Genomic DNA, 21917 nt, shown 5'->3' with positions numbered 1-21917 from the left:
CGTCCATGAGCAGTCTGCGCGATGCGATGAGCCACGCAGCGCTGGGCTGGGTCAAGCCCGAGCTGGACGAGACCCTGCGCCAGGTGCGCAACGAGGTCGAGTACTACGCCGAAGACCCGAGCGATGCCAGCCGCATGCGCATCTGCGCCGGCTACCTGCACCAGGTGCAGGGCACCCTGCGCATGGTCGAGCTGTATGCACCGGCGATGGTGGCCGAGGAACTGGAACAACTGGCCAATGCCATCGGGGCCGACGGCGTGGCCGATCGGGATGAAGCCTGCGCGACCCTGATGCGTGGCAGCGTGCTGCTGCCCGATTATCTGGAGCGCCTGCAGAACGGGCATCGCGATATTCCGATCGTGCTGATGCCGCTGCTCAACGAGATCCGTGCCGCGCGTGGCGAAGAAGGCGTGCATGACAGCGTGCTGCTGGCATTCGCACCGGACAGCGTCACCGCCACCGAGGCCGAGCTGGACCATGCCCGCGGCAGCCTGAGCGGGCGCAACCGCGAGTTGCTGGACACGGTCGGCAGTGCGGTGAAGGAAGAACTGCTGCGCATCAAGGATGCGCTGGACCTGCACCTGCGCACCGGCGGTGCTCCGGAACAGCTGCAGACCCAGGCCAACGAGCTCGGGGCGGTGGCCGATACGCTGGGCATGATGGGCCTGGGCGTGGCCCGCAGCGTGGTCGTGCAGCAGCGTGACGCACTGCGTGGGGTGGTGGAAGGGCGCCAGCAGATCGATGAGAACCTGCTGCTGGATATCGCCGGGGCACTGCTCTACGTGGACGCCTCGCTGGACGACCAGGTCGCCCATCTGGGCGCTGGCGGCAGTGGCGAGGACGATCCGAGCGCGGTTGAGAACCGCCGCACGGTGGAGGTGCTGGCGCATGAAGCCATCGCCAACTTCGCCGCCGCCCGCGAGCATTTCGTCGCGTTCATCGAAACCAGCTGGAACCATGCCGAGCTGCAGGATGTGCCGCGCCTGCTGGGTGATGTATCCGGTGCGCTGCGCATGCTCGATCTGGGCACCGCCGCAGACTACCTGCGTGGCGTACAGCAGTACATCGAGGCCGAGCTGATCGGTCGCCAGCGCGTGCCCAGTGGCCGCCAGCTGGACACCCTGGCCGATGCCATGGCCAGCCTGGAGTACTACCTGGAAGCCCTGCGCGACCGCCGTCCGGGCCGCGAGGACATCCTCGACATCACCCGCAGCAGCCTTGAAGCGCTGCGCTATTGGCCGCTGCCGGACCGCAACGCGGTGGAACCGGTTGCCGCCGCGCCGGTTCCGTTCGCATCGCTGCTGGTGGACCGGGAGCCGGTCGCGCTGCAGGCCGAGCCTTTGCAGCCGGAGCGCATCGAGATTCAGGTTCAGCCAGCCGCGCCCGCCGCCGGCACTGTGCCGGTGCCCTTGCCGGACTTCACCTTTGATCCACCACCGGCCACGCCTGCACCGGAGGTGCTGGACAACCGCCTGATGTTCGGTGCGCTGGGGAACCTTGCATCCACACCGCTGTCGCTGCATGACGACCGCGAGGCGGCGCTGGTCTTCGCCGCCTCCAGCGCGCCTGCGCCCGAGGTGCCGCAGTGGGATCTCGCGCCGTTCCATCCGGACGCCGATCCGGCCGCGAGTGCCGAAGACGAACGCAGCCCGACCTTCGCCAGTTTCGATCCGGTCAGCTTCGAACGCGCCGAAACCGGAATGGAATCGGTGCCGCAATGGACGCTGTCGGAGGCGACACCACCGGTATCGGCTGATGTGGCAGTGGCGGATGTCGAGCACGACGTCGACGCGTCGGTACCCTTTGACACCACTGGCTTTGCAGCGCCGGTGTTCGACCCGGTGGCTGCCGAGCACGATGTGGTTGCTGCCCGTGACGACGTGGTGTTCCGTTTCGACGCCGATGCGCTGGATAACGCCGACGACGTGCTGTCGCTGCACGCCATGGAGACGCTGTCGCTGGACGACGACGCCGGACTGCATCCGTCGCTGGAGACCGTCGATGACGCCACGCCCCAGCCGTTGGACGAAAGCCCCGTGGTTGCCGAAGTCGACGCCGTTGCGGCGGATGTGCCGGAGCACGCGGCCGCGCCGATGGCCGAGGTGCTGACGCCGGCCTCCGATGCACCGGCACCGGCGGTGTCGGTGATTGATATCGACACCATCGCACCGATCGATTTCAGCGAAGCCGACGCACAGTTCTTTGCCGAGCTGAGCGCCGCGGCGGCCGACTTCAATCCGCAGGCCATGGCGGCTCCGCCCGCTGCGGACATCCCGGTCGTGGCTGGGACCGAGGCCGGCTTCGAGGCCGGCTTCGACGACGATGCCGAGAACATCGACGAGGACATCCGCGAGGTGTTCCTGGAAGAGTTCGACGACGAACTGGCCAACCTTGGCACGCTGCTGCCGGCATGGCGCACGCAGCTGGACAACATGGACCGGCTGCGGCCGATCCGCCGCATCTTCCACACCCTCAAGGGCAGTGGCCGACTGGTCGGCGCGCGCACCCTGGGGGAGTTCGCCTGGAAGATCGAGGGCATGCTCAACCGCGTGCTCGATGGCAGCCGGCCGGCCACGCCGGCCGTGCTGGCAATGGTCGACAATGCGCACGCCGCACTGCCGCAGTTGAATGCCGCGCTGCGCCATGGCCAGCGCATCAGCGTAGACCTGCAGGCAATGCAGGCCATCGCCGACCGGGTCGGCGCCGGCGAGGAGACCTTCTACGTGCCGTTGCCGGCTGCGGCCGCACCGGCGGCGACACTGGCCGAGTCCGAAGGCGAAGACGAAATCAGCCGCCTGCTGGACGCCGAGGCCGCTGCGTCGGCGCAGGCCGAAGACGCCGGGACCCCGGCCAACATCGACAGCGTGCTGCGCGAGATCCTCGAGGCCGAGGTCGAAGTCCACCAGGCGACCCTGCAGGAGTGGCTGCGCTCGGCACAGCAGGCACCGCAGCCGGTCAGCGACGCACTGCTGCGTGCGGTTCACACCATGAACGGCGCCTTCGCGATGACCGAAGTGCCGGAAATCACCGCCGTTACCGGCGGCGCCGAGTCCTACATCAAGCGGGCTCTGGCCGCCGATGTGGTACCTGGCGACGAGGGGGTCGCCGCGCTGGACGCAGCTGCGCAGGCGATCACCGCGACCATGGAGGCGCTGCAGGCCGAACACCCGCGCATTGCGCCGCAGGATGCGCTGGTGCAGCGGCTGCAGGCATTGGCTGGCGAGCTGCCGGAAGCGCGCTGGCCGCTGTTCGCGTCGGAAGACGAGGATGAAGAGGGCACCGAACCGGCGCCAGATGTCGAGCAGGCATCCGAAGCCGAAGCGCCGCTGGCCGGCCTGGACGCGCTGGACGAAACCAGCATGCCCGTTGCTTCCGATGCGGCTCCTGATCTCATTGCCGAGCCGCTTGCCGGAGATGCGCTGGAACCGGTTCCATCTGCGCCCGACCTCAGGACGCCGGACGTCGCCGCCGAAAGCGGCCTGGAAGTCGGCGAGTTGACCGCCAGCGACGACCTTTCGCGTTACTTCGATGCCGGCTGGCCGACGGTGCAGGGAGAAGATGAACCCGCAGTGGCGCACACCGGCGCGATTGAATCGATCCAGCCGGTGGAGAGTGCGCCTGTTGTCGAAGGGGCCGACGCAGCTGCCGCGCCCACGATCGAGACCGTCGACGACGCTGATCTGACCATGGCCGACGATCTGTCGCCGTACCTCGACGCCAGTGCGCTGCCGGTCGACGACCGCGACGCGGAAGAGCTGCCGGTGTCTGCGGAAGTTGACGCGATCGACCTGAATACGTCCTTGTCCTTTGATTCGGGCAGCGGCGATGACAGCGTCATTGACGACGCTGCTGCATTGCCACTCGACAGCGAGCTGTCGAGCCTGCAGGATGAAATGGCTGTGCCGGGTTTCGCAGAACCGGTCACGCTGGCAGCCGCGCTCGAGGCCGGCCTGCACGTGATCGAGCAAGAGCGGACCCTGGACGACGACGGGCAATGGCCCGTGATCGGCCTCCAGGCCAGCGAACTCGCGCCGGGCGAGGCAGATGCCTTTGCCGAGGATGCGGACGTCGGCGGGGAGGCGGCGGTCGGTGAAGGAGAGAGCGCCGATCAGCCGTCCCCGGCGACGGTGATTGAGGCGTTCAGCGCAGAGGCACGCGTTGGCAGTGGTGCTCCGGTGCGGTTCTTCGAAATGGAAGAGGCGCCGGGCCAGGGCACGATCAACACCGGTGCCGGCGCGGAGATCGCAGCGGCCGACATCGAGCCCCCTGCGCCGGATGTTGAGCAGGCGCCTGTTGCGGCGGATGCTGAAGACGGTGCCGATGCCGATGCGCTTGACTTCAGCGTGTACGACCGCGAGCTGGTCGACATCTTTGTCGAGGAAGGCAGGGACCTGCTCGACCACTGTGATGGCCTGATCAGCGAGCTGCGTGATGCACCGCAGGATCGCGAGGTGCTGGCCGGCCTGCAGCGTGACCTGCACACCCTCAAGGGGGGCGCACGCATGGCCGGTATCAATGCCATCGGCGACCTCGGCCACAGCATCGAATCGCTGCTGGAAGCGGTGGCCGCTGGCCGTACCGAAATCGAGCGCCGCGACGTGCAGCTGCTGGAACGCGGCTTTGACCGCCTGCACCAGCTGCTCACCCGTACCGGCACTCACCGCGTGGTGGAGCCGGCGCTGGATCTGGTGGAGGCCTTCGAGGTTCGCACCACCAACGATATTGCCGCAGCCGCCACGGCCGCGCGTGCAGCCAGCGAGGCCGAGACCGTGCCGGCGCAGGCTGCGGCCACGCTGACGCCGCTTGTCGACGCGCCGCTGTCGGCACCGCTGCCGGCCGAGGGTACGGTCGATGAAGACCCCCTGGCACGTCCGCAGCAGGAACAGGTGCGCGTGCGCGCCGACCTGCTCGACCGCCTGGTCAACCATGCCGGTGAAGTGGCGATCTACCGCTCGCGGCTGGAACAGCAGCTCGGCGCCTTCCGCGGCGCGATGGGCGAACTGGAGCGCACCAATGCGCGACTGCGCGACCAGCTGCGCCGCCTCGACCTGGAAACCGAGGCGCAGATCGTCGCCCGCTACCAGCGCGAGCAGGACCAGGCCGACCAGAAGTTCGATCCGCTGGAACTGGATCGCTTCTCCACCCTGCAGCAGCTCAGCCGTGCGCTGAACGAGTCCGCCGCCGACCTTGGCGGCCTGCAGGGCGTGCTGGACGATCTGTCGCGCCAGTACGATTCGCTGCTGCAGCAGCAGTCGCGCGTCAGCTCCGAACTGCAGGATGGCCTGATGCGCGCGCGCATGGTGCCGTTCGATGGCCTGGTGCCGCGCCTGCGCCGCGTGGTCCGCCAGGCCGGCATGGATACCGGCAAGCAGGTCCACCTGACCCTGGAAGGCACCCACGGCGAACTGGACCGCAACGTCCTCGACCGCATGGTCGCGCCGCTGGAACACATGCTGCGCAACTCCGTGGCCCATGGCCTGGAAGCGCCGGAACAGCGCCGCGCCGCCGGCAAGCCGGAGGAGGGCGAGATCGCCATCCGCCTGCACCGCGAAGGCTCGGAAATCGTCCTGGAAGTGGCCGATGACGGCGCCGGCCTGGACCGCGAAGCGATCCGCCGCCGCGCCATCGACCGCGGCCTGCTGGCTGCCGATGCCCAGCCGAACGAACAGGAACTGGACAACCTCATCTTCGCGTCAGGCTTCACCACCGCCGACCAGGTCAGCCAGCTGGCCGGCCGTGGCGTGGGCATGGACGTGGTGCGCAACGAAGTGCGCCAGCTGGGTGGCTCGGTCGATATCCAGTCAGTGCGGGGCCAGGGCGTGCGCTTCACCCTGCGCCTGCCGCAGACGCTGGCCGTCACCCAGGCGGTGTTCGTGCAGATCGGCGAAACCACCTTCGCAGTGCCGGTGGCCTCGGTCAGTGGTATCGGCCGCCTGTCGCGCGAGCGCTTCGAGGCTGCCGACAGCAGCTACCGCTACAGCGGCGAAGACTATCCGCTGTACGACCTTGGCAGCCTGGTCGGCCAGGCCCCGGCGCGTGCCGACGGCCAGGAGCAGGTGCCACTGCTGCTGGTCCGTGCCGGTGACCTGCGTGCCGCCGTCGCGATCGACCAGGTGCTGGGCAACCGCGAAATCGTGGTCAAGCCGGTCGGCCTGCAGATCGCGTCGGTGCCGGGGATCTACGGCGCCACCATCACCGGCGACGGCCGCGTGGTGGTGATCCTGGACGTGGCGCCGCTGGTGCGCCGTTTCCTGGCCAACCCGACGCTGCCGGTACTGGCCAATGCGCCGCGCCAGGAGCGCCAGGTGCCGCTGGTGATGGTGGTCGACGACTCGCTGACCATGCGCAAGGTCACCGGCCGCATCCTCGAACGCCACAACTTCGAGGTCAGCGTTGCGCGCGACGGCGTGGAAGCACTGGAGCGACTGGAAGAGCGAGTGCCGGACCTGATGCTGCTGGACATCGAGATGCCGCGCATGGATGGCTACGAGCTGGCTACCGCGATGCGTGCCGACCCGCGCTACAGGGACGTGCCGATCGTGATGATCACTTCGCGCAGCGGTGACAAGCACCGCCAGCGCGCCTTCGAGATCGGTGTCCAGCGTTATCTGGGCAAGCCGTACCAGGAACTGGACCTGATGCGTAAAGTGTACGACCTGTTGGGGATCGCCCGTGTCCGTGAGTGAAACCCAGGCGGCTCCGGCCGTTGCCCTGCTGGCCCGTCCCGGCGCGGCGCGCGAGCGCCTGCGCGAGGCACTGTCGCATGCGGATGTGCAGCTGGTGCTGGAAGACGACCCGAACAGCCTTGAGCCGCAGCTGCTGCACGACGCCCGACCTCAGGTCGTGGTGATTGCGCTGGAGACCGCCATTGAGGACGCATTGGAGCGCCTGGAAACGGTGTTGTCCGCACCGGGCCTGACCCTGGTCTTCGACGAGGCCGAACTGGCCGCACGTCGTGATGGCTGGGAGGCCCAGCGCTGGGGCCGTCATCTGGCCGCGAAGCTGCATGGCCATCAGCAGGTGTTGCCGCCGGGGGCCGAAGAAGAACCCAGCCTGCAACTGGCGCCGGGCCATCCGGCACCGCCACCGGCACCGCAGGAAGAAGCGCTGCAGGCGCACCTGGACCAGGCATCGAGCTGGGCCGACGAGGTCCCCGCTGACAGCCTGTACTCGCCGCCTGCGCAGCTGCACGAACCGATTGCGCTGGAACAGGCGCTGGCGGCGCTGCAGCCGGTCGTGCCTGAGCCGCTGGAGGCCCCCGAACCGCCATCGCTGGCGGCGATCGCGCCCGCAGCACCGCCCATTCCGCCGATCTCCTTCGACCACACCGCATGGTCGCTGGTCGATGACGTGGCCGACGTTCCGGCAGCCGCTTCGCAACACGCCGCGCCGGAGGCACCGCTGCCTTCCTTCGATACCGGCCATCTGAGCCTGGTCGATCTGGATGCTGGTGCGCCCGTGGGCGCACGCGCCGGATCGTTGCTGGTGCTGGCCGGCATCGGCGGCCCGGATGCACTGCGTCGCCTGCTGGGCGCGCTGCCTGCATCGCTGAGCGTTCCGGTGCTGGTGCATATGCGATTGGACGGTGGCCGCTACGGAAACCTGGTCAAGCAGATGGCGCGCGTGTCGCCGCTGCCGGTGCAGCTGGCCGAAGTCGGCCAGCGTGCAACACCCGGTGAAGTGCACGTGCTGGCCGATGACATCGGCGTGCAGGCAGCCAGCGACGGCCTGCATTTCGTCAGCGACGCGCAAGGGATCTCGATTGCCGCGCTGCCGGCTGAGCACACCGCGCTGGTCCTGCTCAGCGGCGCCGACCTTGCGCTTGTGGGGCCGGCACTGGATCTGGCCGCCGCCGGTGCGTGGGTGGCCGGGCAGGTCGGCGAGGGCTGCTATGACCCTGCCGCGGCCACGGCAGTGGTCGCCGCTGGCATGGTGGCCGGTGAACCACAGGAACTGGCGCAGGCCATCGCCTCGCGCTGGGGCGTGGAAGACGATAACGGAGACGCACCATGAGCTATGCCAGCAATGACGAAATCCGAGGCGTCCTGATCCAGGCCGGCAACGAACGCGTGCTGCTGCCCAATGCCACCGTGGCCGAAATGATGTCGCGCGTGCCGGTGCAGCCGGTCTCCAACGCCCCGCGCTGGCTGGTCGGCGAGATCGGGTGGCATGGCTGGCAGGTGCCACTGGTGTCGTTCGCGCGGCTTTCCGGGCTGGGCGAGGAAGCGGTGGGCGGCCATAACAAGGTGGTGGTGCTGAAGGCCCTCAGCGGCAACGCACAGCGCCCGTATTACGCGCTGCTGACGCAGAACTTCCCGCAGCTGATCTCGGTGCCGCGCGACGGCCTGCTGGCCGACGCGTCCGAGGAAACCCTGCCGCAGATCGTGCACATGCGCGTGCTGCTGGGTGAGCAGAGCGCGCTGTTGCCGAACCTGGACGCACTGGAAGCCGCCCTGGATTCGCTGGCGGCCTGATCGGCAATCCGCCGGTCGGGTTCCCGGTAGTGCCGGCCGCTGGCCGGCAACCTCATGATCCCTTGGATGCCGGCCAGCGGCCGGCACTACCACCAATCAGCCTTATCCCAGATCGCCCAGCCGCGCCTGCAATGCGGCAATCGCGGCCAGCCCGGCGGTCTCGGTACGCAGGATGCGTGGCCCCAGCTGCAGGCCCTGGAATCCTGCCGCTGCCAACTGATCCCGGTCGCGCGGCGACCAGCCACCTTCCGGACCGATCGCGATCACGATGCCGCCCGTCGGCGCCGCGTCGAGCGTCGACAGGCGATGGGCACCGTGCGGGTCCAGGGTCAGCCGCAGCGTATCGGCCGGCAGCGTCGCCGCCGCCTGCGCCAATGACACCGGCGAGCCAACCTGCGGAATGCGCGCGCGCCCGGACTGGCCGCAGGCCGAGGTCACCACGTTGTTCCAGTGCGCTACGCGCTTCTCCGCGCGCGCGGCATCCAGCTTCACTTCGGTGCGCTCGGCATTCACCGGAACGATGGCGCTCACGCCCAGCTCGGTGGCCTTCTGCAGGATCAGGTCCATCTTCTCGCCTCGGGCAATGCCCTGCAGCAGGGTGATCGCCAGCGGCGATTCGTTGTCCACCGCCTGCACCGCATCGATGCGCACCTGCACCTCGCGCTTGCCGGCGGCAGTCAGCGTGGCGCTGTAGTCGTGGCCATCGCCGTTGAACAGCACGCAGGTATCACCCTCGCGCAGGCGCATCACCCGCACCAGATGGTTGGCCGTCTCTTCCGGCAGGGTCACGGTCTGGCCGCTGTGCAGCGCCAGGTCGATGGGGCAGCGGGTCACACGCATGCAATCGCCTCGTCAATCGCCGCCAGCGTGGTATGTGCCAGCAGCTCCAGTTGTTCGTCGTCCACGCAGTAGGGTGGCATCCAGTACAGCACGTCGCCCAGCGGACGCAGCACCACGCCACGTTTCAGCGCGGCCTTGTAGGCATGCAGGCCCAGCCGCATGGCCGGGTCGAAGGGCGTACGCTTGTTGCCGTCGCGCGACAGTTCGAAGGCCACCACCATGCCGGCCTGGCGCACGTCGGCCACGTGCGGATGGTCGCTGAACGGTGCGGCCAGCGTGCCCATCAACGAGGCGATGCCACGGTTGCGGGCGATCACATCGTCGTCGCGGAAGATGTCCAGCGTGGCCAATGCCGCCGCGCAGGCCAGCGGGTTGCCGGTATAGCTGTGCGAATGCAGGAAGGCGCGCTCGCGTGAGTCGTCGAGGAAGGCGTCGTACAGCGCCTGCGTGGCCAGCACGGTGGCAAGCGGCAGGAAGCCGCCGGTCAGGCCCTTGGACAGGCACATCAGGTCCGGCATCACCCCGGCCTGCTCGCAGGCGAACAGGGTGCCGGTGCGGCCGAAGCCGGTGGCGATCTCGTCGGCGATCATGAATGCGCCGTGCGCATCACACAGTTCGCGCACCCGCTGCAGGTAGACCGGGTCATGCATGCGCATGCCGCCGGCGCACTGCAGGCGCGGTTCCAGGATCACCGCACAGATCTCGCCCGGGTGCTGGTCGAACAGCGTGGCCAGGCCATCGGCGGCCTGCCGTGCACGCTCAGCCGGGCTCTGGCCGGGCTCAGCCAGGAAAGCATCGGGCGAGGGCGCGAACAGCGCTTCGGCCAGCAGCGGCGCATAGACGCGGCGATACAGCGGGATGTCTCCCAGCGCCAGCGCGCCGAGGGTCTCGCCGTGGTAGCCGTTCTCCAATGCGATGAAACGCGTGCGCTGCGGTTCCCCTCGGTTCTGGAAATACTGGAAGGCCATCTTCAGCGCCACTTCCACGCCGGCGGACCCGTTGTCGGCGTAGAACACCTTGGCCAGTGGTTCGCGGCCAGGCTGGCGTGGGGCCAGTGCGAGCAGGCGTTCGGCCAGGCTGATGGCTGGCTCATGGCCGAAGCCGGCAAGCATCACCTGTTCCAGTTGCCTGGCCTGGGCGGCAATGGCACCACCGATGCGCGGTTCGGCATGGCCGAACAGGTTGGTCCACCAACTGCTGACGGCGTCCAGGTAGCGATTGCCGTCGTGGTCGATCAACCATGCGCCTTCACCACGGGCGATCGGCACCAGCGGCAGGCTATGCGGGTGCTCGCGCATCTGCGTGCACGGGTGCCAGAGCACCTGCAGATCGCGTTGCCGCCAGTGCTGGGCCAGCGGGGAGGGGGTTGGGTCTGCTAGCATTTCGGGCTCATGAACATGTTGCTGCCTGCACATTCTATCGGCACCGGCGCAGGCGCCGGCCGCCGCGGAGATTCCGCATGAACGATGACCGTGCCGGGCGTCGCTTGCCGATCATCCATCGGATCACCGATGAGGAGAACGGCCCCTTCCAGCGGCAGCATCTGGACCTGGAGTTCTCCAACGGCGAACGCCGCCGGTTCGAACGTCTGGTCAGCCGAGGTCATGGCGCAGTGGTGGTGGTGCCGATGCTCGACGACGAGACCGTACTGCTGGTACGTGAATACGCTGCCGGCATGCACCGCTATGAACTGGGGTTGGTCAAGGGGCGGATCGATGCCGGCGAGACCCCCGAGCAGGCCGCCGACCGCGAGCTGAAGGAAGAGGCCGGTTTCGGCGCGCGCCGGGTCGATGTGCTGCGCGCGATGACTCTGGCCCCGACCTACATGAGCCACCAGTCGTGGTTGGTGGTGGCACGCGACCTGCACCCGGAAAAGCTGGCCGGCGACGAGCCGGAAGAACTGGAAGTCATCCCGTGGAAGCTGGCCGAGCTGGACCAGCTGATGCTGCGCGAGGACTTTTCCGAGGGGCGCTCGCTGGCGGCACTGTTCATCGCCCGCCAGTGGCTGCAGGGACTGCGATGATCAAGCTGACCACGGACCTGCGCGAGACTGCCATCGCCATCGCCCAGGACGCCGGACGGGCCATCATGCAGGTCTATGCCGATGGCTTCGATGTGCGGATCAAGGACGACAGCAGCCCTGTCACCAGTGCCGACCTGGCGGCCAACCAGGTCATTGAACAGGGCCTGCAGCAGCTGACCCCGGACCTGCCGATCCTGTCCGAAGAATCGGCACAGGTGCCCTGGGAGCAGCGCCGCCACTGGGGCGCTTACTGGCTGGTCGATCCGCTCGACGGCACCCGTGAATTCGTCAAGCGCAACGGCGAGTTCAGTGTCAACATCGCGCTGATCTACCAGGGCGCACCGGCCTTCGGCGTGGTGCTGGCCCCGGTGACCGGCATCGTCTGGCATGCCATGCGCGGTGAGTTGGCCTATCGCCGGCAGGGCCTGCACGACACCGTGCTGCGCATCCGCACGCCGGCCACCCCACCGCTGCGGGTTGCTGCCAGCCGCTCGCACCGCTCACCGGAAACCGAGGCCCTGCTTGCAAGGATGGGCCGCATCGAGACCATCGCGCAGGGCTCGTCGCTGAAGTTCTGCCGGATCGCCGAAGGTGGCCTGGATGTCTATCCGCGGCTGGGCCCGACCTCCGAATGGGATACCGCTGCCGGCCAGTGCGTGCTGCACGCCGCCGGCGGCGCGGTGCTGTCGGCCGCGACCGGCAAGCCGTTCCGTTACAACCGCCGCGAAACCCTGTTGAACGGCGATTTCATTGCCCTTGGTGACACCAGCCTGCCATGGCGCGACTGGTTGTCCGACTGACCCTGGAGGCCGCATGAGCGCGCACGACACTCCCACCACCGGCAGCGCCGCCACCCATGAGCTGGAGCGCCTGCTGGCGATCATGGCGCGCCTGCGCGACCCGCAGGGCGGCTGCCCTTGGGACCTGGAGCAGAACTTCGCAACCATCGCGCCATACACCATCGAGGAAGCCTACGAGGTGGCCGATGCGATCGATCGCGGCGATCTCGATGATCTTTGCGATGAACTGGGCGATCTGCTGCTGCAGGTGGTGTTCCATGCGCGCATGGCCGAAGAGCAGGGCAGCTTCGCCTTCGCAGACGTGGCCCGCGCGATCAGCGACAAGATGCAGCGCCGCCACCCGCACGTGTTCGCCGAGGTGAGCGTCGACGATGCCCACGGCGTGACGCGCAACTGGGAGGCGATCAAGCGTGCCGAGCGTGCGGCCAAGGGCGAGCAGGACACCTCCGCACTGGCCGGCATCTCGCGCGGCTTGCCGGAGTGGCAACGTGCGGTGAAGCTGCAGTCGCGCGCGGCCAAGGTCGGTTTCGACTGGCCAGGTCCGCTGCCGGTGCTGGACAAGGCGGCCGAGGAACTGCAGGAGCTGCGCGAGGAGTTCGAGCGCGGGGATATCGCCGGCAACAAGGCGCGCCTGCAGGAAGAGCTGGGTGACCTGCTGTTCGTCTGCGCCAACCTGGCCCGCCATGCCGACATCGACCTGGGTGCGGCGCTGCGCGGGGCCAACCACAAGTTCGAACGTCGCTTCCGTGCGATGGAAGCGCAGGCCGACGCGCAGGGGGAAGCGCTGGCCGCGATGGACCTGGATGCGCAGGAAGCGCTGTGGCAGCAAGCCAAGGCAGCGGAGAAAGCGTGAAGACACTCGGCCTGTTCCTGCTGACCGCGCTGGCCGAGATCGTCGGCTGCTATCTGCCGTGGCTGTGGCTGCGCAAGGGCGGCAGCATCTGGCTGCTGCTGCCGGCGGCCGCCAGCCTGGCGCTGTTCGCCTGGCTGCTGACCCTGCATCCAACCGCCAGTGGGCGGGTCTATGCGGCCTACGGTGGGGTCTACATCGGCACTGCGCTGTTCTGGCTGTGGCTGGGCGATGGCATCCGCCCCAGCCGCTGGGACCTGTTCGGCGCCGCCCTGTGCCTGGCAGGCATGGCGGTGATCATGTTCGGTCCGCGCACCTCATCGGTGTAGGGCCGAGCCATGCTCGGCCGCTCTTCCTTCCCACTGCGCCGGCGCGCGCAAGCCGAGCATGGCTCGATGCTGCAAGGGCAGCGATGGTGCATGATGGTGGCGGCCCTGGTTCCCGGAGCACGCGCATGTCCCGCTTCGCCAGCTTCCGCGAGTTCTATCCGTTCTATCTCAGCGAGCACCGCCACCCGGTTTCGCGGCGGCTGCACTTCATCGGCAGCTGCGGCGTGCTGGTGCTGGTCATGGCAGCGGGCCTGCGCGGGCAGCCGATGCTGTTGCTCGCTGCGCTGGCCTGCGGCTATGGATTCGCCTGGGTCGGCCATTTCTTCTTCGAGAAGAACCGTCCGGCCACCTTCCAGCATCCGCTGTACTCGTTCATGGGCGACTGGGTGATGTTCGCCGACATCCTGCGCGGGCGCGTGCCCTGGTAGTTCCGCTGTGAATGTGGCCTTCACGCGCTATGCTGGGGCCTGGACGTCACAGATAAGGAAAGCGAGATGTTCCCGACCATGTTCTTTACCGTGGTACTGGCCTTCGTGGCCGTGGTCATCCTGTTCAAAGCGGTACGGATGGTGCCCCAGGGCTTCGAATGGACCGTCGAGCGCTTCGGGCGCTACACGCACACCATGACGCCGGGCCTGCATTTCCTGATCCCGATCGTGTACGGGGTGGGGCGCAAGGTGAACATGATGGAGCAGGTGCTGGATGTGCCCAGCCAGGAAGTGATCACCAAGGACAACGCCGCCGTGCGCGTGGACGGCGTGGTGTTCTTCCAGGTCCTGGACGCTGCCAAGGCCGCCTACGAGGTCGCGAATCTGGAAGTGGCAATGATCGCCCTGGTGCAGACCAACATCCGTACCGTGATCGGCTCTATGGACCTGGATGAATCGCTCAGCCAGCGCGAGGTGATCAATGCCCAGCTGCTGAGCGTGGTCGACCATGCCACCAATCCCTGGGGCGTGAAGGTCAACCGCATCGAGATCCGCGACATCCAGCCGCCGCGCGACCTGCTGGATGCGATGGCGCGGCAGATGAAGGCCGAGCGCGAGAAGCGCGCGCAGATCCTCGAGGCAGAGGGTTCGCGCCAGTCGGAGATCCTGCGCGCCGATGGCGAAAAGCAGGCTACCGTGCTGGAGGCTGAGGGCCGTCGCGAAGCCGCGTTCCGCGATGCGGAGGCCCGCGAGCGCCTGGCCGAGGCCGAAGCCAAGGCGACCCAGATGGTGTCGGCGGCGATTGCCGAAGGTGACGTGCAGGCGATCAACTACTTTGTCGCCCAGAAGTACGTCGAGGCGTTCAAGGAACTGGCCAGCTCGCCGAACCAGAAGCTGGTGCTGATGCCGATGGAGGCCAGCGGCGTGATCGGTTCGATCGCTGGCGTGGCCGAACTGGCCAAGCAGGCACTGGGCGACCAGACCACCAAGGCCGCAGGCAAGCGGCCACCGCCGATCGGAGGCTGACATGCGCTGGGAAGTCGTCGGTTGGGGCGCGTTGGCGCTGCTGCTGTTCGCAGCAGAGGCGTTGGCACCCGGGGCGTTCATGCTGTGGATCGGCATTGGCGCAGCGGCCGTGTTCGTCCTGGTTGCGGTGCTCAGCGGCATTCCGTTGCTGTGGCAGGTCGTTGCCTTCGTCGTGCTCAGCGTGGTCTCGATCCAGTGCTACCGGCGCTGGGGCAGGAAAAGGGCGCGGCCCAGCGATGCGCCGTTGCTCAACCGCCGTGCCGAGCAGCTGGTCGGTCGGGTGGTGCCCTTGCAGCAGGGCATCGTCAGCGGGCAGGGCCGGGTCAGCATCGATGACACGTCCTGGCCGGTGAGCGGCCCGGAGCTGCCGGCGGGTACGTGGGTACGGGTGCTGGCGGTACAGGGCAGCACGCTGCAGGTTGAGGCTGCGGGCCGCTCCTTGTAGAGCCGGGCCTCTTCGTGCGGGCGTCGCGTGGGCTCGGCTCCGGCGCTGCGCTGCGGCGCGACCTGTGGGTGACCGATCTGGGATAATGGGGGTTCTTGTTTCCTCTGCTGCCGGACCCGGTCATGACCCAGAAGACGCTGCTCAACGATACCCACCGCGCCCTTGGCGCCAAGATGGTCGATTTCGGGGGTTGGGACATGCCCATCCACTACGGCTCGCAGCTGGACGAGCACCACCTGGTGCGCCGTGAGTCCGGTGTGTTCGACGTCAGCCACATGACCGTGGTCGATCTGCGTGGTGAGCAGGTCAAGCCGTTCCTGCGCCGCCTGCTGGCCAACTCGATCGACAAGCTGAAGGTCACCGGCAAGGCACTGTACTCGTGCATGCTGAATCCCCGTGGCGGCGTCATCGACGACCTGATCGTCTACTACCTGGGCGACGACTTCTTCCGCATGGTGGTCAATGCCTCGACCCGCGAAAAGGATCTGGCCTGGCTGCGTGAGCAGGCCGCACCGTTCGGCGTGTCCGTCGAGCAGCGTCCGGACCTGGCCATCCTGGCCGTGCAGGGGCCGCAGGCGCGCGACATCGTCATCAGCCTGGCCCGCGAAGCCGACCGCGCCGCGCTGACCAAGCTGGGCCGCTTCGCCGCCCTGCAGGTGCAGTCCGACGATGGCGTCGAGCTGTTTGTCGCCCGCACCGGCTACACCGGCGAAGACGGCTTCGAAATCCTGCTGCCGCAGGATGCCGTGGTCGCGTTCTGGAACCGCCTGCTGGCGGCAGGCGTGAAGCCGGCAGGCCTCGGCGCGCGCGACACGCTGCGCCTGGAAGCCGGCATGAACCTGTACGGCCAGGACATGGACGAAGAGATCAGCCCATTTGAGGCAGCATTGGCCTGGACCGTGTCGCTGGACGAAGGCCGCGACTTCATCGGCCGCGGCGCGCTGGAAGCGCAGAAGGCTGCCGGCACCGCGCGCCAGATGATCGGCCTGGTGATGGACGAAAAGGGCGTGCTGCGCCACGGCCAGGCAGTGACGACGGCCAGCGGCGAGGGCGAGATCCTGTCCGGCACCTTCTCGCCGACGCTGGCCAAGGGCATCGCCTTCGCCCGCGTACCGGCCGGTGAACTCGGCCAGGTCACCGTCGACATCCGCGGCCGGCAGGTGCCGGTACGCGTGGTCAAGTTCCCGTTCGTGCGCGAAGGCCAGGCCCAGCCCGGCGTGCTCGCCGACGCCTGATCCGAACGTGCCGGTCGTCACTGACAGCAGTGGCGGCCGGTTGGTTACACTAGCCCCGTTTTTCCACCCCCTGCATATCTCTGGAGCAGTCCCATGAGCGAGATCCCCGGCGACCTCAAGTTCCTCAAGTCCCATGAGTGGGCCCGTGTCGAAGGCAATGGCCGCGTCACCGTCGGTATTTCCGACCACGCCCAGGGCCTGCTGGGTGACCTGGTCTACGTCGAACTGCCCGAAGTCGGCGCCGAGGCCAAGGCCGGCGAACAGATCGCCGTTGTCGAGTCGGTGAAGGCCGCCTCGGACGTCTACAGCCCGATCAGCGGCAAGGTCGTCGAGGTCAACTCGGCCCTGTCCGACAAGCCGGAAACCATCAACGAAGATGCCTACGGCGAAGGCTGGATGTTCGTGGTCGAACTGGCCAACGCCGAAGAGGTCAACGATCTGCTGGATCCGGACGCGTACGCCGAAGTCCTGGAGAGCGACGACCACTGAGTCGCGCTTGCGGATTCTGAAACGGCCACCTTCGGGTGGCCGTTTTCGTTTTGGCGAGTGCGTCGGACTCATGACGGCCGGTTCGCTTGGCACCCTCGGCGTGGCATCAGCGGACTGACAATCAGTGCCGATCGGCGTGCGCAGTTTTGCGCAAATCCGCGTTTCCGCCCCGCGCCGACGTACTCGGATGTGAAAACTTTTTGCCCCCCGTTGCGGCGCCGTTGTGCTGGCGTTGGTGCCAGCGGCAGCCGGTGCTGGCGATGTGTGCACGCAGTGGCCACCGACGTGCATGCATCTGCGCAGAGTGCTTATTTCAAGTACTTTTTGTTCAACGCTTGCATGGTTGTTGCTGCAGGCAGCATGCGTGCGTGGCGCTTCGGCGGTCGTCGAGCGCGGAGCGTGGCGACCGTGCAGGCACCACCATGGATGGCGCGGATGTGAAAATTTTTCGCGGGGGTTGTTGACAGTAAAAAAAACCGTGATTAGGTTTCGCCTCAGCAGACCTTGCCTGCCCAACCGAGTGCGCAGAATCAATCGTCCGATGCGAAGCAGCCCCTTCAAGACCACCGCGACCTTGATGACGGTGGACATGGCCCCGCTTCCCCCGGAGAAATGCAAGGCAACTCCCGTTCCGATGCCCGCTCCGCCGATCGAGGCTGGCATTGCCGCATCCGTAACGGCGCGCCTGACGCGCCGGCGGTCCCCGCACGCAGCATCCGCGGGTTTGATCCACCTGGGCGTTTCAACTCCCTATCACTGACGAGGAGCCATCCCATGGCAACCAAGAAAGCTGCGAAGAAAAAGCCCGCCGCCAAGAAAGCGGTGAAGAAGGTCGCGAAGAAGGCCGCTGCCAAGAAGGCAGTGAAGAAGGTCGCGAAGAAGGCGACTGCCAAGAAGGCGGTGAAGAAGGCTGCGAAGAAGGTCGCCAAGAAGGCCACTGCGAAGAAGGCAGTGAAGAAGGCGGCGAAGAAGGTCGCCAAGAAGTCCACTGCCAAGAAGGCCACCAAGAAGGCCACCAAGAAGACTGCCAAGAAGGCAACGGCCCGCAAGCCGGCCAAGAAGGTCGCGAAGAAGGCAACTGCCAAGAAGGCCGTCAAGAAGACCGCCAAGAAGGCAGTGAAGAAGACCGCGAAGAAGGCCACCAAGAAGGCTGCCCCGAAGAAGGCAGCGAAGAAGGTTGCCAAGCGCAAGCCGGCCGCCCGCAAGAAGAAGGCCGCTCCGGTCGCTCTGCCGGCAACCCCGGCACCGCTGATCTAAGTACTTCCCGATAGCCGCATCCTGAAACCCCTTCCCTGGCTGCCCAGCGGGGAGGGGGTTTTTTATGGGGCCATTGCCAGCACCGAGCCATGGCCGACTGCCTTTCTGACGTTTGACGCGCTGCATCTGTGGAGCAGGGGCCTGTCTTCCGAGCTGGCCGGGCATGGCCAGGTCCTACAAAACAACAAAAAGGGCGGCCCCCAGGCCGCCCTTGATGCTCACGGTCGAGCCCGCCGGATCAGCGCGGGGAAGCCACCGCGCGGTTGCTCGAGGCGCCCTTGCCCTTGCGCTTGTCCTGCTGCTGCGCAGGGCTGCTGCCCTCGGCCATCAGGTTGTCGCTGCCGAAGTCGGTGTCCACGTCCAGCCAGCGCTGCGCCGGCAGGCCGAGCGCGGAGTCGAGCACGGTCGGCAGCAGGCCGCTGGGCAGGCTGCTTTCGCCGTTCCACATGATGGCGATGCCCAGATCGCGTTCCGGCACCAGCGCGACCAGGCCGCGGTAACCCTGTACGGCACCGGCATGGAACACCACGTCGTGGCCGGCGTAGTCGAAGGTGCGCCAGCCCAGGGCATAGCCCGCCGAATGCAGGCGCTCACGGCGCCAGCCTGAACGCATCTCGCCGGGGGTGCTGATCAGGCTCGAATGCAGCGTGGCCAGCAGCGGTGCCGGCAGCACGTCGGGGCGGTGGCCGGTGTGGGCGAGCAGCCACTGCGCCATGTCGCTGGCACTGGCATTGACGCCGGCCGCCGGGGCGACCCGGTAGTAGGTCGGCTTCGGCGTCAGCGAGACCCAGCCGTTGCGGCTGCGCACGTGCGGACGCGCCCAGCGCGAACTGGCCTGGATGCCGGCCAGGCCGAGGCTGGCATCGTTCATGCCCAGCGGCTTGAAGATACGGCGCTCGACCGACTGCTCGTAGAAGCTGCCGGAGGCCGCGTAGACGACATCGCCGATCAGGCTGAAGGCCACGTTCTGGTAGGCATAGCACTCGCCCGGCAGGCACTTCAGGCTGGTGTTGGCCAGTTTCTGGGTCAACGCGTAGTACTCGGCGTTGCCTTCGATGTCGCGGTCGTAGGCGTTGTACGGCAGGCCGACGCGATGGCTGAGCACGTCGGCCACGGTCAGGCGATCAGTGGCTTCCGGCGAGTTCAGGCGGAAACCCGGCACGTAGTCGGTGACCTTGCTGTCCCAGCGCAGCGTGCCGTCGTTGACCAGCAGGCCGGCCATGGTGCCGGCGAAGGCCTTGGACAGCGAGGCCAGGCGGAACACGGTGTGCGCATCAACTGGCAGCGGATTGTTGACGTCGGTGACGCCATAGCCGCGCGCGCTGAGGATACGGCCGCCCTGCACGATCGCCACCGCCATGCCCGGCACGCGTTCGCCATAGGTGAGCTGCTGCGCCATCGATTCGATGTTGGCGACGTTGAAGCCGGGCGCCGGGGCCTGCACGCGGGGCACCAGGCCGGTGCGGTAGGCCGCTGGCTGGGTGTGGGCGACGGTGGGACCCGCAGCAGTTTCGATGTTGGTCGGCATTGGCGGCAACGCCGGCGGGGTCTGCGCGGTGGTGGACAAGGCAACGGGCATCAACATGCCCAGCAAACCGGTGGCCGCCGATCGGATCGGACGACGCAGGCTGTTCTTTTTCATCGGTTGGACCCGTGCGCGACTGCTGATGGCGATTCTAGCGCCGCTTTTCCCCTGTGCACAAACAAAGCGAAGATGAATGCGCATCTCGTTGAAAAAGTTGGCATTTTGACGCTCTGGAAGTGTGTCCGAACGTGTCGTTCCTGCCTCTCATGCCACTACGTTGCGGCCATCGGTGCGCGCGTCACGCTGGCGATGTTGCAGTGCATTGGCTAACGTACGCGCTTCACCGCCCCGGAGCCTGCCATGCCGCTGTCCAACCGCCGTCTTCTGGCGAGGGACGCCGCGTGAGCGCGGTGAAGGGCAAGGGGCCGCTGCGTGGGCTGACGGCGGCACTGCGTGAGTCGCCGGCGCTGTGGTGGTCGTTCCTGTACTTCTTCTGCCTGCTCAGTGGCTACTACGTGCTGCGCCCGGTGCGTGAGGCGATGGCTGCCTCGGCGGACCTGGAAACGGTGTTCCCGCCAGTGCTGATCGCCTGGTTCGCCAGCCACGGCATTGCGTTGAAGGACTTTGTCCTGCAGTTCCTGTTTTCCTGCGTGTTCGTGATCATGCTGGTGCTGCAGCCGGTGTACGGCTGGCTGGTCAGCCGGTTCCCGCGGCGGGTGTTCCTGCCGGCGGTGTATGGGTTCTTCATCGTCACTCTGCTGGTTTTCTATGCGTTGTTCGATAGCAACGTGCCGGGGCGCGGCATGGCCTTCTTCTTCTGGATCAGCGTCTTCAACCTGTTCGCGGTGGCGGTGTTCTGGAGCTTCATGGCCGACGTCTTTTCAAACGCGCAGGCGCGTGCCTTCTACGGATACATCGGCGCGGCCGGCACCATCGGTGCCTTCCTCGGGCCGTTCATCACCAGTGTGCTGGTGCAGAGGGTGGGTATTGCCAACCTGATGCTGGTATCCACCGGATTCCTGATGGTCTGCCTGTTCTGCATCTGGCGCTTGCGGCACTGGGCGGTGCTGCGCGAGCGTGAGCAGCGGCTGGTGTCGGGAGAAAAACCGATGGGCGGTAGTGTGCTCGACGGCCTCAAGCTGATCGTTCGCGAACCCCTGCTGCGTTGGCTGGCGATCATGGTGCTGTTCGGTGTGGGCATTGGCACCCTTTTGTACAACCAGCAGGCCACTATCGTGCGTGCCTCATTCAATGATGCAGGCGCCGCCACCGCGTTCTTCTCGCGTATCGACCTGGCGGTGAACGCACTGGCGCTGCTGATGCAGCTCGCCCTGACCCGCTGGCTGCTGTCCCGGCATGGCATTGCGCCGGCGCTGCTGATTCCTGGTTTCGCGATCCTGATCGGCTTCTCGGTGCTGGCGGCCTCGCCGATGCCGCTGATGGTCGCGGTGGTGCAGGTGATGACCCGCGCCAGTGAATTCGCGCTGGCCAAGCCGGCGCGCGAAACCATCTACACCCGCGTGGACCGCCAGTGGCGCTATAAGGCCGGCGCAGCGATCGACACGGTGGTCTACCGGGGCGCGGACCTGAGCTTTGCGTGGCTGCACAAGGGGCTGTCCCTGTTCGGCTCGCACGTGGTGTTCATGGGTGGCGTGGTGGTGGCCGGCTTCATGACCCTGGCCGCGTTCGGCGTGCTGCGCGAAGAAAAGAAACTGCCGCGCGACCGCTGACGCGGCCCAGTCTTCCCGAGGAGAGAAACGATGTCGCTGATCGCGCTGCTGCTGACCGTGCTGGTCGCGGTGCTGCACCTGTACTTCCTGGTGCTGGAGATGTTCCTGTGGACCCGCCCGCTGGGCCTGAAGACCTTCCGCAACACGCCGGAGAAGGCGGAGACCACGCGGGTGCTGGCGGCCAACCAGGGCCTGTACAACGGCTTCCTGGCAGCAGGCATCGTGGTGGGGCTGGTGATCGGGCAGCCGGTGCTGGTGACGTTCTCGCTGGCCTGCGTGGTGGTGGCCGGGTGCTATGGCGCCTACAGCGTGAGCCGCCGCATTTTCATGATCCAGGCGGTGCCGGCGATTTTGGCGTTGGTGTTTCGCGCGCTGGTGTAGTTTCCAGCCAACGGCGCAGCCCCTCGTGGGTTGGCCGCGTAAAGCTCGTCATGGGGTTTGGCCGGGCGGGTTGGGTTCGCGGGGG

Annotated in this window: 18 protein-coding genes; 15 read left to right on the top strand and 3 right to left on the bottom strand. The window is 67.2% G+C overall.

All coding sequences use genetic code 11. From position 1 onward, the window contains the following. The first annotated feature begins 5 nt into the window (after nucleotides 1-5). Genes BN1263_RS13475 through BN1263_RS13465 form a run of 3 tightly spaced genes read left to right on the top strand, consistent with a single transcriptional unit; the run spans nucleotide 6 to nucleotide 8474 of the window. Entirely contained in the window at nucleotides 6-6686 is a 6681-nt protein-coding gene (locus BN1263_RS13475; protein WP_058981795.1) for an Hpt domain-containing protein, read from the top strand. Further along, nucleotides 6673-8013, top strand: coding sequence for a chemotaxis protein CheB (locus tag BN1263_RS13470; protein ID WP_019660094.1), 1341 nt, complete (start codon nucleotides 6673-6675; stop codon nucleotides 8011-8013). The genes BN1263_RS13475 and BN1263_RS13470 overlap by 14 nt, the downstream gene beginning before the upstream one ends. Then, complete coding sequence (locus BN1263_RS13465; RefSeq protein WP_058981793.1) at nucleotides 8010-8474, top strand: chemotaxis protein CheW; 465 nt, start codon at nucleotides 8010-8012, stop codon at nucleotides 8472-8474. The genes BN1263_RS13470 and BN1263_RS13465 overlap by 4 nt, the downstream gene beginning before the upstream one ends. Before the next feature lie 102 nt (nucleotides 8475-8576). Here BN1263_RS13465 and BN1263_RS13460 read toward each other — a convergent pair whose 3' ends face one another. Beyond that, a complete protein-coding gene (locus tag BN1263_RS13460; RefSeq protein WP_005414248.1) occupies nucleotides 8577-9314 on the bottom strand; it encodes a 16S rRNA (uracil(1498)-N(3))-methyltransferase in 738 nt (245 codons plus the stop codon). Continuing rightward, the gene (bioA, locus tag BN1263_RS13455; RefSeq protein WP_058981791.1) at nucleotides 9305-10696 is read right to left on the bottom strand and encodes an adenosylmethionine--8-amino-7-oxononanoate transaminase; all 1392 of its coding nucleotides are present in this window, start codon (nucleotides 10694-10696) and stop codon (nucleotides 9305-9307) included. Before bioA ends, BN1263_RS13460 begins: the two co-directional genes overlap by 10 nt. A gap of 77 nt (nucleotides 10697-10773) precedes the next feature. On the opposite strand from bioA, the gene nudE reads away from it, so the two are divergent. The 10 genes from nudE to BN1263_RS13405 all read left to right on the top strand — a co-directional run bounded on the left by nudE (nucleotide 10774) and on the right by BN1263_RS13405 (nucleotide 18196). Then, the gene (nudE, locus tag BN1263_RS13450) at nucleotides 10774-11337 is read left to right on the top strand and encodes an ADP compounds hydrolase NudE (RefSeq protein WP_058981788.1); all 564 of its coding nucleotides are present in this window, start codon (nucleotides 10774-10776) and stop codon (nucleotides 11335-11337) included. Then, nucleotides 11334-12137, top strand: a complete 804-nt coding sequence (gene cysQ, locus BN1263_RS13445) for a 3'(2'),5'-bisphosphate nucleotidase CysQ (RefSeq protein WP_058981787.1) — start codon at nucleotides 11334-11336, stop codon at nucleotides 12135-12137. Before nudE ends, cysQ begins: the two co-directional genes overlap by 4 nt. A gap of 13 nt (nucleotides 12138-12150) precedes the next feature. Beyond that, nucleotides 12151-12990, top strand: coding sequence for a nucleoside triphosphate pyrophosphohydrolase (mazG, locus tag BN1263_RS13440; protein WP_021203305.1), 840 nt, complete (start codon nucleotides 12151-12153; stop codon nucleotides 12988-12990). After that, on the top strand, nucleotides 12987-13316 hold the full coding sequence (locus tag BN1263_RS13435; protein WP_058981784.1) for a YnfA family protein: 330 nt from the start codon (nucleotides 12987-12989) through the stop codon (nucleotides 13314-13316). Before mazG ends, BN1263_RS13435 begins: the two co-directional genes overlap by 4 nt. Before the next feature lie 125 nt (nucleotides 13317-13441). Next, a complete protein-coding gene (locus BN1263_RS13430) occupies nucleotides 13442-13744 on the top strand; it encodes an Mpo1-like protein (protein ID WP_019660087.1) in 303 nt (100 codons plus the stop codon). 66 nt (nucleotides 13745-13810) lie between these two features. Continuing rightward, nucleotides 13811-14770 (top strand): SPFH domain-containing protein, encoded by a 960-nt coding sequence (locus BN1263_RS13425; RefSeq protein WP_019660086.1) that lies wholly within the window; start codon nucleotides 13811-13813, stop codon nucleotides 14768-14770. 1 nt (nucleotide 14771) lies between these two features. After that, the gene (locus BN1263_RS13420; protein WP_058981782.1) at nucleotides 14772-15215 is read left to right on the top strand and encodes an NfeD family protein; all 444 of its coding nucleotides are present in this window, start codon (nucleotides 14772-14774) and stop codon (nucleotides 15213-15215) included. Between the two features lie 122 nt (nucleotides 15216-15337). Continuing rightward, on the top strand, nucleotides 15338-16450 hold the full coding sequence (gene gcvT / locus BN1263_RS13415) for a glycine cleavage system aminomethyltransferase GcvT (RefSeq protein ID WP_058981780.1): 1113 nt from the start codon (nucleotides 15338-15340) through the stop codon (nucleotides 16448-16450). 93 nt (nucleotides 16451-16543) lie between these two features. Next, nucleotides 16544-16939, top strand: a complete 396-nt coding sequence (gene gcvH / locus BN1263_RS13410; RefSeq protein ID WP_019660083.1) for a glycine cleavage system protein GcvH — start codon at nucleotides 16544-16546, stop codon at nucleotides 16937-16939. A gap of 774 nt (nucleotides 16940-17713) precedes the next feature. Continuing rightward, entirely contained in the window at nucleotides 17714-18196 is a 483-nt protein-coding gene (locus tag BN1263_RS13405) for a hypothetical protein (RefSeq protein ID WP_058981778.1), read from the top strand. A 238-nt stretch (nucleotides 18197-18434) separates the two neighbouring features. Here BN1263_RS13405 and BN1263_RS13400 read toward each other — a convergent pair whose 3' ends face one another. Then, a complete protein-coding gene (locus BN1263_RS13400) occupies nucleotides 18435-19838 on the bottom strand; it encodes a serine hydrolase domain-containing protein (protein WP_019660081.1) in 1404 nt (467 codons plus the stop codon). A gap of 284 nt (nucleotides 19839-20122) precedes the next feature. Between BN1263_RS13400 and BN1263_RS13395 the strand changes: the two genes are divergently transcribed. Next, complete coding sequence (locus tag BN1263_RS13395) at nucleotides 20123-21451, top strand: NTP/NDP exchange transporter (protein WP_058981776.1); 1329 nt, start codon at nucleotides 20123-20125, stop codon at nucleotides 21449-21451. 30 nt (nucleotides 21452-21481) lie between these two features. Continuing rightward, nucleotides 21482-21832 (top strand): DUF1304 domain-containing protein, encoded by a 351-nt coding sequence (locus BN1263_RS13390; protein WP_058981774.1) that lies wholly within the window; start codon nucleotides 21482-21484, stop codon nucleotides 21830-21832. Nucleotides 21833-21917: the final 85 nt, after the last annotated feature.

The organism is Stenotrophomonas thermophila, assembly GCF_001499715.1.
Lineage (GTDB): Bacteria > Pseudomonadota > Gammaproteobacteria > Xanthomonadales > Xanthomonadaceae > Stenotrophomonas > Stenotrophomonas hibiscicola.
Note: the sequence above shows the minus strand (reverse complement) of the source record. Positions and strands in the feature narration are given on the sequence as shown.